The organism is Burkholderia sp. Ac-20384, assembly GCF_017104605.1.
Taxonomy (GTDB): Bacteria; Pseudomonadota; Gammaproteobacteria; order Burkholderiales; family Burkholderiaceae; genus Burkholderia; species Burkholderia lata.
Window position 1 is genome coordinate 82,475 of record NZ_JAAGPE010000003.1, and the last position, 14,142, is coordinate 96,616.

Annotated in this window: 10 protein-coding genes; 5 read left to right on the top strand and 5 right to left on the bottom strand. The window is 68.2% G+C overall.

The genetic code is table 11. From position 1 onward, the window contains the following. Positions 1–43 precede the first annotated feature (43 nt). The gene (locus G3O00_RS01355) at positions 44–2,932 is read left to right on the top strand and encodes a sugar-binding domain-containing protein (RefSeq protein ID WP_206141770.1); all 2,889 of its coding nucleotides are present in this window, start codon (positions 44–46) and stop codon (positions 2,930–2,932) included. Positions 2,933–3,006: 74 nt separating this feature from the next. On the opposite strand, the gene G3O00_RS01360 is transcribed toward G3O00_RS01355, so the two are convergent. Together G3O00_RS01360 and G3O00_RS43855 are read right to left on the bottom strand one after the other, a co-directional pair. Next, positions 3,007–3,783: a class I SAM-dependent methyltransferase gene (locus G3O00_RS01360; protein WP_206141771.1), complete on the bottom strand. Its 777-nt coding sequence runs from the start codon at positions 3,781–3,783 to the stop codon at positions 3,007–3,009. A 111-nt stretch (positions 3,784–3,894) separates the two neighbouring features. Continuing rightward, positions 3,895–4,029, bottom strand: coding sequence for a hypothetical protein (locus G3O00_RS43855; RefSeq protein ID WP_006405345.1), 135 nt, complete (start codon positions 4,027–4,029; stop codon positions 3,895–3,897). Positions 4,030–4,432: 403 nt separating this feature from the next. Here G3O00_RS43855 and G3O00_RS01365 point away from each other — a divergent pair, with 403 nt between their 5' ends. Both G3O00_RS01365 and G3O00_RS01370 read left to right on the top strand, forming a co-directional pair. After that, on the top strand, positions 4,433–4,915 hold the full coding sequence (locus G3O00_RS01365; protein ID WP_206141772.1) for a hypothetical protein: 483 nt from the start codon (positions 4,433–4,435) through the stop codon (positions 4,913–4,915). A 70-nt stretch (positions 4,916–4,985) separates the two neighbouring features. After that, positions 4,986–5,798: an alpha/beta hydrolase gene (locus G3O00_RS01370; RefSeq protein ID WP_206141773.1), complete on the top strand. Its 813-nt coding sequence runs from the start codon at positions 4,986–4,988 to the stop codon at positions 5,796–5,798. A 91-nt stretch (positions 5,799–5,889) separates the two neighbouring features. Here G3O00_RS01370 and G3O00_RS01375 read toward each other — a convergent pair whose 3' ends face one another. From G3O00_RS01375 to G3O00_RS01385, 3 genes are read right to left on the bottom strand one after another with little or no spacing between them, the layout of a single operon-like run. Continuing rightward, positions 5,890–7,878, bottom strand: coding sequence for a DUF4034 domain-containing protein (locus G3O00_RS01375; protein WP_241024887.1), 1,989 nt, complete (start codon positions 7,876–7,878; stop codon positions 5,890–5,892). Between the two features lie 14 nt (positions 7,879–7,892). Then, on the bottom strand, positions 7,893–8,675 hold the full coding sequence (locus G3O00_RS01380) for a DUF1266 domain-containing protein (protein ID WP_206141775.1): 783 nt from the start codon (positions 8,673–8,675) through the stop codon (positions 7,893–7,895). Further along, positions 8,669–9,961 (bottom strand): hypothetical protein, encoded by a 1,293-nt coding sequence (locus tag G3O00_RS01385; protein ID WP_206141776.1) that lies wholly within the window; start codon positions 9,959–9,961, stop codon positions 8,669–8,671. The genes G3O00_RS01380 and G3O00_RS01385 overlap by 7 nt, the downstream gene beginning before the upstream one ends. A gap of 612 nt (positions 9,962–10,573) precedes the next feature. On the opposite strand from G3O00_RS01385, the gene ampC reads away from it, so the two are divergent. Together ampC and G3O00_RS01395 are read left to right on the top strand one after the other, a co-directional pair. After that, positions 10,574–11,743 carry a class C beta-lactamase gene (gene ampC, locus G3O00_RS01390; RefSeq protein WP_206141777.1) on the top strand — a complete coding sequence of 390 codons (1,170 nt, stop codon included), beginning with the start codon at positions 10,574–10,576 and terminating at the stop codon, positions 11,741–11,743. 163 nt (positions 11,744–11,906) lie between these two features. Further along, positions 11,907–14,027 carry a hypothetical protein gene (locus G3O00_RS01395; protein WP_206141778.1) on the top strand — a complete coding sequence of 707 codons (2,121 nt, stop codon included), beginning with the start codon at positions 11,907–11,909 and terminating at the stop codon, positions 14,025–14,027. Positions 14,028–14,142 lie beyond the last annotated feature (115 nt).

Genomic DNA, 14,142 nt, shown 5'->3' on the forward strand with positions numbered 1-14,142 from the left:
CACCCTGCGCGCCCGTCGAGACGACGCAATCCGGGAGAACAACATGAAATCGCAATCGCGCCGGAAATTCCTGTCTTACAGCGCGGCACTCGCCGGCTCGGGCTGGCTCGCGGGCTGCAACGGCGATATCGATTCGACGTCGGGCGCCGTCGGCACGCCAGGCGCCGATGGCCCGGCGACGGTCGCGCCCACCGTGCCGGGCGTGCCGAGCGACCCGGAACACAGCCTGCTGGCCGCGCAGGAGCTCGCGACGAACTGGACGTTCGCCTCGGCGAGCAGCCTGCCGGGCGCCGGCGGTGCGCAACTGTCGGGCGCGGCCGGCGTGACGGGCATGATGCCCGCGACGGTGCCCGGCACCGTGCTGAACAGCATGATCGTCAACGGCAAGTATCCCGATCCGCTCTACGGTCGCATCGTCACGGACACCATCCCCGATACGCTGAAGGACACCGATTACTGGTACCGGACGACCTTCGCGGCGCCGGCGCGGCAGCCGGGGCAGCGGTTGTGGCTGCGTTTCGGCGGCGTCAACTACTGCGCCGAGGTCTGGCTGAACGGCGCGCTCGTCGGCCGGCTGGAAGGCGCGTTCAAGCAGGGCGCGTTCGATATCTCGCGGCTCGTGCCGCAGGCGGGCGGCGCGGCCCACCTCGCGGTACGCGTGGTCAAGCTGGATTTCTCCGAAGGGCCGCTGCTGCCGAGCTACAAGAGCGGCGTCACGCGTGGCGGTCGCAACGGCGGCCCGACCGGCGTCACGCTGAAGAACGGGCCGACGTTTTTCTGCTCCGCAGGCTGGGACTGGCTGCCGACGATCCCCGATCGCGAGCTGGGCATCTGGCAACCGGTGACCTGGTTCACGACCGGCGTCGTGCGCATCGCGGCGATCAATGTCGCGCACACGCTGTCCACCGACCTGTCGCGTGCCGAGCTGCGGCTCGATCTCGAACTGGACAACGGCTCGGGTGCGGATCTCGTCGCCACCGTCGTTGGCACCATCGGCAACGGTGCGCCGTTCCGCCACGACATCGCGATTCCCGCATCGAGCACGACGACGAAGGTGTCGCTCACGTCGTCGGATATCGCGGCGCTGTCGATCAGGCAGCCGCGCCTGTGGTGGCCGAACGGGTATGGCGAGCCTAATCTCTACGCGGTGAAGGTCGGTGTCGACGTGGCGCGCAGGCGCTCGGACGAGCGCACGCTGAACATCGGCCTGCGCCGCATCGAATACGCGCGCGACATCGGCATGGGCCAGCAGTTGAGCATCACGGTCAACGGCCTGCCGATCCTCGTGATGGGCGGCAACTGGGGGCTCGACGAAGCGCTGAAGCGCATTCCGCGCACCCGGCTGTTCAACCAGGTGCGGCTCCATCGCGACGCGAACCTCAACCTGATCCGCAACTGGAACGGGCAGAGCACGAGCGACGATTTCTTCGACGCATGCGATCGCTACGGGATCCTCGTCTGGCAGGATTTCTTCTTCTCGACCGAAGGAGACGGATCGGGCCCGGCCAATGTGCCGCGCGATCTCGACAACATCCGCGACGTGATCGCACGCAACCGTCATCGCCCGTCGATCCTGCTCTGGTGCGGCGGCAACGAAGGTTCGCCGCCGCCGGCACTCGTCAAGGGGCTCGACGCGCTCGTCGCCGAACTGGACCCGCAACGCCTGTGCCTCACGAGTTCGGCCGGCGATACGGGCGCCGGCGCGGTGAACGGCTATTCGTCCGGCGGCCCGTACAACTGGGCCTCGCCGCAGGCCGCGTTCAGCCGCGGCTACGGCACGACGTCGGTTGCGTTTCACAACGAAGTCGGCTCGCATTCGATCCCGACGCTCGAATTCGTCGAATCGATGCTGCCGCCCGGCTCGTACGAATGCCCCGACGATTTCTGGGCCGATCGCGACATGAACGGCAACGGCGCGTACTACCCGGCGGTCGGCAAGCAGGGCGGTGCCGGGTACATCGCGATGACGGCGCTGCGCTACGGCGCGATCCGGAATCTGGCGGATTTCGTGCGTAAGGCGCAGATGATGAACTACGAATGCATCCGCGCGATCTACGAGGCGAACGCGGCCGTGATGATCGGCCCGGTGGCCGGGAGGATCACGTCGCCGGCCACCGGCGTGATCATGTGGATGACGAATCCCGCGCAGCCGAGCTTCGTGTGGCAGATGTACAGCCACGATCTCGAGGAACATGCGTCGTTCTTCGCGGTGCAGCACGGGTGCCGTCGCGTCAATGCGATTCTCGATGCCGGCACGGCCGACGTGACGATCGCGAATCACACGGCGGCAGCCGTCACCGGCCGCGTCGAGATGCGCGTGTACAACCTCGACGGCACGCTGAACAGCCGGACGACCGCGGATGTCGGCGGCGTCGCGAAGGCGTCGTATCGCGTGGTGGCGAATCTTGCATCGGCGCTGGCTGCCGCGAAGTCGGACGTGTGCATCGTCGCGCTTGCGCTGACCGATTCGGGCGGCACGACGCTGGCCGAGAACGTCTACTGGCGGCAGCGCGACGGGGGCGACAACGCATACACGTCGCTCGACACGATGCCGGGCGCGGCGGTTTCCATCAGCGCGACATCGGCCGAGGCCGACGCGACGACGACGCGCATCACGGTCGACGTCGCGAACATCGGCACCGCCGTCGCGCTGATGACGCACCTGCAGGTGTTCGATCCGTCGACCGGCGTGCGTGTGCTGCCTGCGTTCTACAGCGACAACTACCTGAACCTGGTGCCGGGCGCGAAGCGGCAGGTCACGATCGACCTGCCGCATGCGGGCGGCGTGCCGGTGCCGCGCGTCGCGCTGCGCGTCGACGGGTGGCGGCTCGATCGCCCGAACTGTCGGCTGGGGCTCGGCGGCGTGCCGGTCGTGTTCAACGAGCGCGCGCTGGCGGTCGCGCCGGCGGTGCCGACGTTCGCGGTGTGCTGATGGTGGAGGGCGCCGAGTGATGCCGCGCAGGCGGAAGCGCGGCGCTCATTGCCTGCCGGATGGCCGGCAAGCCGTTACGGATTGAGGAATTTGGCGAGCCAGCGCGGTGTCGCCGCGCGATCGAAGACGACCTGCAGCGAGGTGCCGAACGTGCCGTATTCGAGCCCGTGGCGCTGGGCAAGCAGCGTCAGCGACTGGGGCGTGTAAAACGAGATGTGCCCGTTGCGCGGCACGCAATACCACCACTGATCGATGCCGTGCTCGATGATTTCCGGGGTGATCAGCGACGTCTGGAACAGCAGCGCGCCGTCGGGTTTCCGGTAACGCATGATCTCGTCGAAGAGGTCGAACGGCGCCGGATGATGCTCGAACACTTCGAACGACAGGATCGTATCGAACTTGCCTTCCGGCGGAGCCGGGTGCGAGAACGGATCGTACGACGTCACGTTCGTGAAACCGCGCGATGCCAGTTTCCGTTCCAGCAGGCCCAGCCCCGAGCCGAAATCGAGCATCCGGCCTTCCCGCATTTCCGGAAAGCTGGTGCAGATCAGGTCGGCATGCTGTTGCGGACGGATCTCGAGATATTCGGGATCGTGGCGCGCGTAGTCGGCGTTATAGACATGCTGCGCGAAATCGTCGTGGGTCCAGTTGTCGAACATCGGGGCCCACGTGAAGCCGCATTGCCCGCATGCGTGGTAGTAGACCGGAACCCCCGCATACGGGTCGACTTTCTTCCCGGCAATGATGTCGGCGCCGCAGCGCGAGAAATCGACCAGGCCGCAGATGGGGGCGTGGGCCGCGCACACTTTGCAGGCAATGGCCGCCGGGTGGCGATTCAGGTCGTGACTCAAATCCTGTGCTCCTGTTCGCCGGCGAGGCGTGCGTGTGACGGATGGTGCCGCAGAGGCTATCACAGTCGCATCGGCCGTCGCGACCGTGCGCGGCGGCGTGGCCAGGCGCGCCTACGGACGCAGCAGATCGAACCCGCCGAATACGACGACACCGCTCAACGCGATCATCGCGACGGAGTGCTGGCCGAAGTAGAGAATCGCGGCGGCAAGCCACGTCGTGATGCAGAAGGCGCCGATGCGGGCCATCGTGGGTTCCTCGAATGCGTGATGAAGTGAGCGCGCGCCGCCCGGCGTTCGCTGCTCGCAATCGCGAGCGAGGCCCACCGGCGGACGGAAAAGGCGACCCGCGCAGCGGCGACCGCGGCGCCGGCACGTGTTGCGTGCCGCACCTGGAAGGGCGGGAGTCGAGGCCGGCGACGTCGCGTGCTCATGCCCGGAGGCAATCGGCGTGCGAAATCCGCTGGCGAAGCCGCGATTTTACCAGCGCCGCCGTGCCGCGAATCTGGCCCTTTCGTGATCAAAATGCGGCGATCGTCCGCCAAATCAGTCCGGCCCCGACACTCAAGTTTCGTGTGACGAATGCCGTAAACGAGTTGGAAGGCATTTCCCACCCAGTCACGATTCGCTTACGGACATAAGGACCGACACGATGCAGATCGATTTCTCCACGACCGCACGCTCCCCGCTGGCGGACGGTAGCCTGAGCGCGAACGCCTCGTCCGGCACCGCGACGACGTCGTCGGCTACGTCCGCCGCAACGTCATCCACCGATGGCGCGACGAATGCGTCGGGGGCGACGAGTACGACGGGCACCACCGGCACGAAGGATGCAACCGGCGCCACCGGCCAAACGCTCGGCGCTTCGGGCGGGTCGTCGGACAGCCCGGCGGTCGCTCAGCTGAAAGCGCTGATCGACCAGCTGCAGAAACAGCTGGCCACGATCGAGCGCCAGATGGCGAGCGCGGCGCAGCGCGCGAAGGACGACCCGGCCGCGGCGATCGAACAGCAGTCGCTGAGTGCAACCGCCAGCGCGATCTCGGGGGCGCTTTCGACCGCGATCTCGCAGCTTGCGGCGGCGATCGAGAAATCGGGCGGCTCGCAGGCGGGCGGACTGGTGTCGACGCAGGCTTGACCGGCTGCGGCCGCGTCGGCCGCTCGCATTACAATCGTAAGCCTGTCTCCCTCGAAAGGACGGCTGAACGATGAATGCGGAACGCAACGACGACGATCTCGCCCGCTTCGAGTCGCAAGGCGGTACGCCGCTGCCGGCGGCCGACGAGCAAGGATGGCTGGAACACGACGGCGCGCGCATCTGGCACGCGTCGTTCGGCCATGGCCCGGCGGTCGTGCTGCTGCACGGCGGCCTCGGCCATAGCGGTAACTGGGGCAACCAGGTGCCGGCGCTGCTCGCGGCCGGCTACCGCGCGATCGTGATCGACAGCCGCGGCCACGGCCGCAGCACGCGCGACGACCAACCCTATTCCTACGAACGCATGGCCTCGGACGTGCTCGCGGTGCTCGACGCGCTGCACGTCGACCGTGCGCGCTTCGTCGGCTGGAGCGACGGCGCGTGCATCGCGCTCGTGCTGGCCGATCGCGCGCCGGAACGGGCGGCCGGCGTGTTCTTCTTCGCGTGCAACATGGACCCGAGCGGTACGAAGGAGATCGTGCCGGGTCCGCTGCTCGACCGCTGCTTCGCGCGGCACCGCAAGGACTACGCAGCACTGTCCGCGACGCCGGACCAGTTCGACGCCTTCGTCGCGGCGGTCAGCGAAATGATGCGCACGCAACCGGATTACCGCGCGCAGGATCTCGCGGCGATCGCCGTGCCGGTCACGATAGTGCTGGGCGAGCACGACGAATTCATCCGGCCCGAGCACGCGGCGTACCTGGCGCGCACGATTCCGGGCGCGACGCTGACGACGCTGCCCGGCGTGAGCCATTTCGCGCCGCTGCAGCGGCCTGAGCGGTTCAACGCGGCGATGCTGGGGTTTCTCGAGCGGCTGCCGGGGTAATACGCGGGACGACCACAGGCTGATCTTCCGGTCGGGATTCGGACGGCCCGCGCGGCCCGGCCGCGGGCGCGCGCATTCACCGCCCGGGGGCTCAGACCATCGCGTTGTCGGCGCCGGGGATTTCGTGCGCCTTGATCTGCTTGCGATGCAACTTGTACAGCAGCTTGCCGAGCATGCCGTCCTCGTGGTGTGAGCGCGTCATGTTGACCACGTATTCGTCGTCGGGCGCGACGGCCTGTGCGCCCATGATCCAGCGCACGCTTTCGCGGTAGTTGTAGAGCGACTTGTCGCGACCGTCGCAGAGGAAGCCGGACAGCGCGGCCATCGCCGCAGGATGACCGCCTTCGGCGTGCCGGCGCAGTTCGTCGATATAGCGATGGCGGGACGGGATGTCGTCGAGATCGCCGATGAACATCAGCAGGCATTCGAGGCCGTCGGAGTGCCCCATCTCGTGCGCCTTGCGCGCCGCCTCGACGGCCTCGATCTTCATGCGCTGGCGTTCGGCTTCGTCCTTGCTGGCTTGCGCGATGTGGTGATACACGTAGCTGAGCTTGTAGGCGCCCATGTTGCCGTCGTCGTCCATCGCCAGGCGGTAGTAGTGCGCAGCCTTGTACAGATCGACCTCGACGTGCATGCCCTCCTCGTAGAAACGCCCGAGCAGGTACTCGCACGAATCGCCGCCGGCCTCGTAGCCGAGCTGGCAGATCGCGAACGATTCCTCACTGCGCCGATTTCCGCTGCACAGCGCGTACGCGACCTGGTTCCATGCGAGCGAGCCGGGATCGCTGACGCGCGCGGCGTCCAGCCAGGCCGCGCCGCGCGCGTCGTCGCGGGCGAAGCCGAATGCGCCGGCGCGATGCCCGTAGCCGCGCAGGATCATTGCCGCCGTACATGCGCGGGCGTCGGACGCCCGTTCGATCGCGCGGGTGAACCACGTGCCTTGCGGATCGGTGTCGAGCATCAGCCGTATCGCGACCGCCATCGCGGCGTTGTCGTTGATCGGCTCGTTGCGCTCGGCTTCCTGCAGGCGTGCGTAACCCAGCGCGAATTCATCGCGCATGTAGTGCGCGTGGGCCAGCCAGTACAGCGTTTCCCAGCGATGGTAGGGATGCAGTGCCGCTTCGGCCCGCGCCAGCGTGACGGCCATTGCACGCCGCGCGTCCTCGGAGTCGTCGTTGGGCTCCAGCGTCTCGCCGTAGTACTCGTCGCGCCAGATCTCGTGCAGCAGCCGGTCCTTCTCGACCGCGTCGAGGTGCGCGCACGCGTCGGAATCGACGAACGCGCGGACGTGGTCGTGCGAGCCGCCCCAGCGCGGCTGCATGTACCAGATGAACGTGCGCATCGAGAAGTACTGGTGCGGGTGGATGTGCAGCGTTGCCTCCATCCAGTACCACTTTTCCTTGCGCAGCTTCTTGCCCTGGACGGGGCCGGGCAGCGCGTCGGGAAATTCCGCCGGGCAGGCGACCGGCACGTCGGGATTCAATCCCGAGCGCGCGAGCATGCGCTGCAGTTCGGCGCGCGTGGCTTCGTCCTCGGCGCCGATGTTCAGGTGCAGTTCGGTGACGGGCCAGCGGCGCTCGCGCACGAGCTGCGTGAGCCACTCGGGCTCGCCGAACGACGACACGCTCGTGAAGATCACCTTCGGCGCGCTCCACATCGTCGGCGCGAGCACCAGCGCGCGCAGCGCGGCGACGATCGTCAGCGTCGCGCACGCATGCGCGCCGATCCAGCCGGCTTCGGTCACCGTCTCGGCCCAGCCACTGCCGCGATACTCGTACGCCCAGTGGTGCCAGTAATGCGCTTCGCACAGCCACGCGTGTGCGGAGCGCGGATTCGCGGCCTGCCATGCGCGCAGGCGCGCGAGGCCTTCGGCGCCGGCTTCGATGCACGGCTGCACGTCGGCCGGCAGTGCGTCGACGTACAGCGCTTCGGCGGTGCGGTCGGTGAAGCTGGCCGCGAGCGCGGCATCGAGCTGCGTGTCGAGCGCGGCGAACTCGCCTGCGCGCAGCAGCGCGTCGACGTCGCAGATGAACCAGCGGGATTTCGCGGGCGGAATCAGGTCGGCGGGAACGGAGGACATGTCGGTGTCGGCGGTCATGACGAAACGGGTTGGGGATCGAAGATGCGGTAGCGCTTCCACGGCAGCGAAAGCCAGTTTCCGGACGGATCGCGCAGGTGCTCGCGCACTTCCTGCGTGGCGCGTGACGACGCGGGGCCGTCCTGGCCGCTGCCGCGCAGCCAGTGCTGGCGCGCGCGTGCATACGCGAGCCCGAAGTCTTCCCAGCTGTCGAAGCTGTCCTGTGCGCGCTGGGCATTGAGCAGCAGCACGACCCACGCATGCCGTTCGGACGCCCAGCCGAGCAGCGCGATGCAGCGCACGAGAAACGCGGTGCGCGCGCAATCGAACGCCAGCGCGTCGCGCACGCGGCCTTCAGCGGCGAGCTGTTCGTAGAAGCCTTCGTGCGAGCGGCCGACGCCGCGTATCCAGCCGGCGAGGATGGCCGGCACGCGCTGCACGATCTGCCACTCGGGCAGGTCGGCCGGCAGGTCGAGTTCGCGTCGCAACTGGGCGGCGAGCTTGTCGCGCTGCGCGTCGGGCAGCGTGTACACGAGGTCGTCGCAATCGCAGCGCAGCCCGTTGCGGATCAGCAGGATGTCGGCGAGTGCGAGCGACCAGCGGCGGCGGTTCGGCGGCGCCTGGTCGGCGAGCGTATGGGCGAGCTTGACGGCCGCGGTCTGCCGGACCGTGACCGCGGCGTCGGCGCCCGCGGCCTGGTCGGCGTCGACTTCGCGCACCATCCGCCGGGCGATGCGGAACGAGCGCCACAGGTACCGCACGAGCCACAGCACGGCGAGACCGATCAGCAGTTTCAGCATGACGGGCTCCCGTCCGCCGTCGCGGGAAACACGAGCGCGGCGCACAGCGCGGGATCGATCGGAATACCTTCGATCGCGAAGGTTGCCGTGTTGGCCGGCGGCGCGTCAGGCGCGCGCTCGGCTGGCAGCGCGTCGGCCGGCAATGCATGGCGCGCGGCCGCTGCAACGGCCGGATCGATCTGCCGGAGCTGGCCGAGCGCATAGGGCGCGTTGCGCAGCAGCAGCCATTGCAGCACGGCCGGCGGCTGCGGGAAATGCTCGATCAGGTGAAAGTTCTCGCTCATCACGCTCAGCAGATGATCGGGCGAGCGAACGTCGGTGACGAAGGTCCATTCGCCGACCGCCGCGCCGGTCGTCTCCGGCTCGAACACGAGCCCCATGCCTTCGCAATCAGGATGGCGTTCGCCGCGCGGTGCGAGCGCACGCAGGAACTGGCGGACGTCGTCGGCGTAGCGGCGCACCGGATGGCGGTTCTGCTTGCCCTTGATCTGGTCGATGCGCAGGCCGTTGCCGGTTACCTGCAGGCTGATCGTCACGTGCGGCTGGTTGCCCGCGCCGCGCAGCGTGAACAGGCGCAGCCGGCCCTCCTGTGCGGCTTGCGCGTACTGTTCGCCGTAGCCGCCGCGCAGCCGGCGGCGATCGGCGAACTGGCCGAGGCAGTGCTGCATGTAGTACGACTCGTAGGCGAGTTCCTCGCGCAGCGCCGCATGATCGCCGGCGAATTCGAACACGATCCCGTTCGGCGTGCGCAGCACCTCGCGCAGCGCGAGGCCGCTGCTCGGCACCCAGCCCTTGTCGCGGCGTGCCTGCATCCGCTGGTGCTCGCGCTCCCACATGTCGAGCGCCATCGTGCACGTGATGCGCTGCAGCTTCTGCGCGAGCCGCGTGCCGGCGCGCGAGCGCAGGAATTCGACCAGCACGCGCTCGCGGTCGGTCAGCAGCATGTGCTCGGGATCGATGAAGTAGAGCGGCTTCGGCTCGTCGGCCGGCAGTGGCACCGGCTCGGCCGCCGCGCCGGAGGGCGGTTGCGGGCGGAACCGGCGTACGAGCCAGTCGGGCGCCGGCCGGTCGGCGCCGGCGAGTGCGCGGTAGTCGGCAAGCGAATCGAGCGGCTGCGCCTGCTCGAATGCGCCGACGACCCAGCGGAAGAAATGGTTGCCGAGCCACGCGCAGATGTCGGCCGGATCGCCGCGCTCGGCGCTGCGGCGTGCGATGGCCGCCTTGATGTCGGGCGCATTGACGACATCGCGCGGCCGATAGGCGGGCGCGGCGACGGTTTCGGTCACGGGGTTGCTCTCCGGTCAGGCAGGGCGTGCGCAGGCGATGCGCGCGGGACCCTGGCGGTTCTTTCGGCTGGCGGGCGAAGCAGCGAACGGGCGCGCGAGCGGGGCGCGGCGGCGTGGCGTGTTCCCGCTGCGGGGCGGTCGATGCGTGAAAATCACGCGACCGGGCAGCAGCCAATGACGCGGGAGCGGGTGATCAGCGAATGGTGATTCATTGTTTCTCTCAGGATGGATCTTATTTTTTGCTTCCGCGAGTCTACTGCGATCCGCGCCGGTGAATCAATCACGCGGTGTGCCCGCGTATGCGGATCTGACAAGACTTATCTCTTTTTCACCGATTTTCGGTGCGGTGCGATTCGGCCGCCGGATGGAATGCTGTTAAAACCGACAGGTTTTTTCGATCAACCGGTGAACGTTCAGGGAAAGGCGTCGGGACAACGCAGCGCTTCTCTTATCTCATAAGTTTTTCTTTCGGCTCGCGCAACATATCGTCGATTGTTGCTGGCGGGCAGGCAGGGGATAGTCCTGCTTCGGCAGGCCAGCCACTGTGGTTTTCGCGTGGCGCGGCCGGATCCGTTGTCCACGCAACCATCAGAAATCAAAGGAACCGCAACCATGCGATTCAACGCGACACGCTTCGCCGCGACCCTGTTCGTCGCCGCGTGCGCCACCGCCACGGCCGGCCGCGCGGCCGCCGCCACCCAGGACGACCTCCACGACACCGTCACGCGCTACATCGCGCCGCTGATGAAGCAGTACGCGATTCCCGGCATGGCGATCGGCATCGTCGCCGACGGCAAGCCCTACGTGTTCGACTACGGCGTGATGTCGACGCAAACCGGCAAGCCCGTCACCGGCGATACGCTGTTCGAAATCGGCTCCGTCAGCAAGACGCTGACCGCGACACTCGCGGCCGACGCGCAGGAGGGCGGCGAACTGTCGCTGGCCGACCCGGCGGGCAAATACCTGCCCGCGGTACAGGGCAAGCCGTTCGGCGTCGTGACGCTGCTCAATCTCGGCACGCACACGCCGGGAGGCATGCCGCTGCAGGTGCCGGACAGCATTCGCGACGACGCGGGCCTGATCCGCTATCTCGACGCGTGGCGGCCCGCGTATGCGCCGGGCACGTATCGCACGTATTCGAACGTCGCGATCGGGATGCTCGGGTGGCTCACCGCGAAGGCGATGCACAAGGATTTCGCGGTGCTGATGGAGCAGCGGCTCTTTCCCGCGCTCGGGATGACGCACACGTACATCAACGTGCCGGAAGCACGCCAGGCCGACTACGCACAGGGCTATACGCAGGACGGCAAGCCGATCCGGATGACGGGCGGCATGCTGTGGCAGCCGGCGTACGGCGTGCGGACCACGGCGGCCGACCTGCTGCGCTTCGTGCAGGCGAACATGGGACTGATCGAAACCGCACCGCGCCTGCAGCGCGCGCTCGAGCGCACGCACACCGGCTATTTCCGCGCGGGGCCGCTGACGCAGGACCTGATCTGGGAGCAGTATCCGTATCCGGTCGCGCTGCCGACGCTGATCGAAGGCAACTCGATGAAGATGCTGCGTAACGGGGTAGCGGCCACCGCGATCAAGCCGCCGCTCGCGCCGAGCGCGGATACGTGGATCAACAAGACCGGCTCGACCAACGGCTTCAGTACCTATGTCGCGTTCGTCCCCGCGAAACGGATCGCGATCGTGATGCTCGCGAACCGCAGCTATCCGAACGAGGACCGCGTGAAGGCCGCGTACGGGATCCTCGGGGCGCTCGACGGCCGACGGTAACGTTTCCGCCGAAGAGCCGGCCGCTCCACGTGGCCGGCTCTCCCCAAAAAAACCGATACCTGTATCGGCGCGCTTCTGCAAAACGAAATACGTGCATCGCATCCCCTGAGCAGAATCCGGGCAGATCACCGGGCGTGTCCGGATAGTCCAGTCAGGGGGAAACATGAGGAAGACCACACTCGCGCGGCTGCTGTGCGGGCTGACCTTGGTCAGCGCGCTCGGCGCATGCGGCGGCAACATGGATGGCACGGGCGGCGCGGCAGGCGCGTCGGCGAACGCGGCCGGCGGGTCCGGCGGCACCGATAACGGCAAGGGCAACGGCGGCAACCCGCCGGGCCAGCAGGTCGCGAACCGAGCGCTCGTGATCGAGCTCGACGGCGTCACCTATGCGGCACTGCAGGCCGGCATTGCGGGCGGCACGCTGCCGAACCTCGCGAAGCTGCACGTCGCACCCGCCTACAGCGGCGGCGTCAACGGCCTGCCGTCGCAGCAGCCGAATCTCGACACGCCAAGCTGGGCCACGCTGCTCACCGGCGCGTGGGCCAACCGTCACCAGGTGCTGTCCGACGCACCGAACCAGGCGCTGCAGGCACCCACCACCTTCGACGCGCTGAAGACCGCGAACGCGGGCCTGCTCGGCGCGGCCGTCGGGTCGCCGGCGCTCACGTCGCTGCTGACCGCCGGGCGCAACGCGGGCAGCCTCGACACGCTGGCGAACTGCGCGGCGGTCGACAGCTGCGTCACGCAGCAAGGCGCCACGATGATCCAGCAGGGTTACTCGCTCGTCGTCGCGCAGTACCACTCGGCGCAGGATGCGGCGCTGAACTACGGCCTCGGTGCGTCGGCGTACGCGAATACGCTGCAGCAGCTCGACGCGGCCGTCGGCGCGCTCGTCGCCGAAACCGTGAAGCGCAACAAGGAGAACTGGCTGGTCGTCGTCACCGGCGGTCACGGCCTGAACGCGGCGGGCGGCAGCGACGGCCTGCCGCTGCTGTCCGAATCGACGACCTTCATCGCGATGAACCAGGCCGACAACGGGCGGCTGGGCAGCGCCGCGCAGCCGGCATCGCTGGCCGACCTGCACACGCGTGCCAGCATCGCCGATGTCGCGCCGACCGTGCTCGCGCAACTCGGCGCGTTGCCCGCGCCGTCCGCGTATGAAATGGACGGCGGCGAACTGATCGGCACGCAACCGGTGTCGCAGCTCGCGGGCGCGACGAGTACCGACGGCCACAGCGTCGTGCTGACGTGGGTGGCGCCCGCGAGCGGCGCGATCGCGGTGTACCGCGCGGGCCAGCAGATCGCGACGCTGCCGGCCGGAACGACGACCTATACCGACAGCAATCTCGGCCTGACCGCCGCCGGTACCTACAGCTTCGACTACGTGGTGACGGCGGGCGGTGCGCCGCTCGGCAATATCGCGCGGATCGCATACGTGCCGCCGCCGCCCCCGCCGCCGCCGCTCGCGACGACGCTGAAGAACGGTCTTGCGTCGTACTATCCGTTCGGTGCGTTGCCGGCCGTCGATGCACTGAACGCGAGCACGTTGGGCCCGTTCTCGGCCGCCGCGAACGGCGGCTCGCTCACCGCCGATCCGTTCGGCGGGCAGGCGCTGCAGGTGACGACGCAGACCGTCGACACGAACGGCTACGACGGCTACCAGCTCGTGCAGAATGCCGATATCGCGACGCAGGCGCAGTTCACGATCGGCATGTGGCTGAAGACGCCGTGTACCGACGTGGTCGGTTTCGGCACGCCGGTGTTCGCGAACAAGAACTGGCAGAGCGGCAAGAACGCGGGCCTTGCGATCGGGCTGTTTCCGCAGGCATCGGGCGCGCCGTCGGGCACCTGCAACATCCAGTACAACGCGGGCGACGGCACCACCCGCAACGACCTGAAGACGATGAGCGTGACCGCGAACCAGTGGGTGTATGCGGCGTTCGTGATCGACACGGTCGGCAAGACGATGACCGCCTACACGTTCGACCCGGTGCTCGGCGAGCAGAAGCAGAGCACGCCGCTCACGGTGTCGGCGGCCGCGTTGCCGGGCCTCGGCACGAAGACGTTCGGCGTGAACGAGGACGGCACGGGCCAGTACCACATGCTCGCGTGCGGGTACCCGGCGAGCCACTACAGCGGCGGCTACACGGTCAACGCGTGCACGACGGTCAAGCCGAACGTGGAGAGCTTCTCCGACGTCGCGATGTGGAACCGCGTCGTGACCGAAACCGAACTGCAGTCGGTCGCGGGCTCGGGCAAGCCGCTGTCGACGATCCTTCACTGACGGAGTGCCGACATGACCATGACGAACCTGCGCCGCGTGCGCGTCGCGCTCGCCGCCTGCGTGCTGAGCGCGCTGGTCGCCGGCTGCGGTGGCGACGATTCGGGCGGCACGGCCG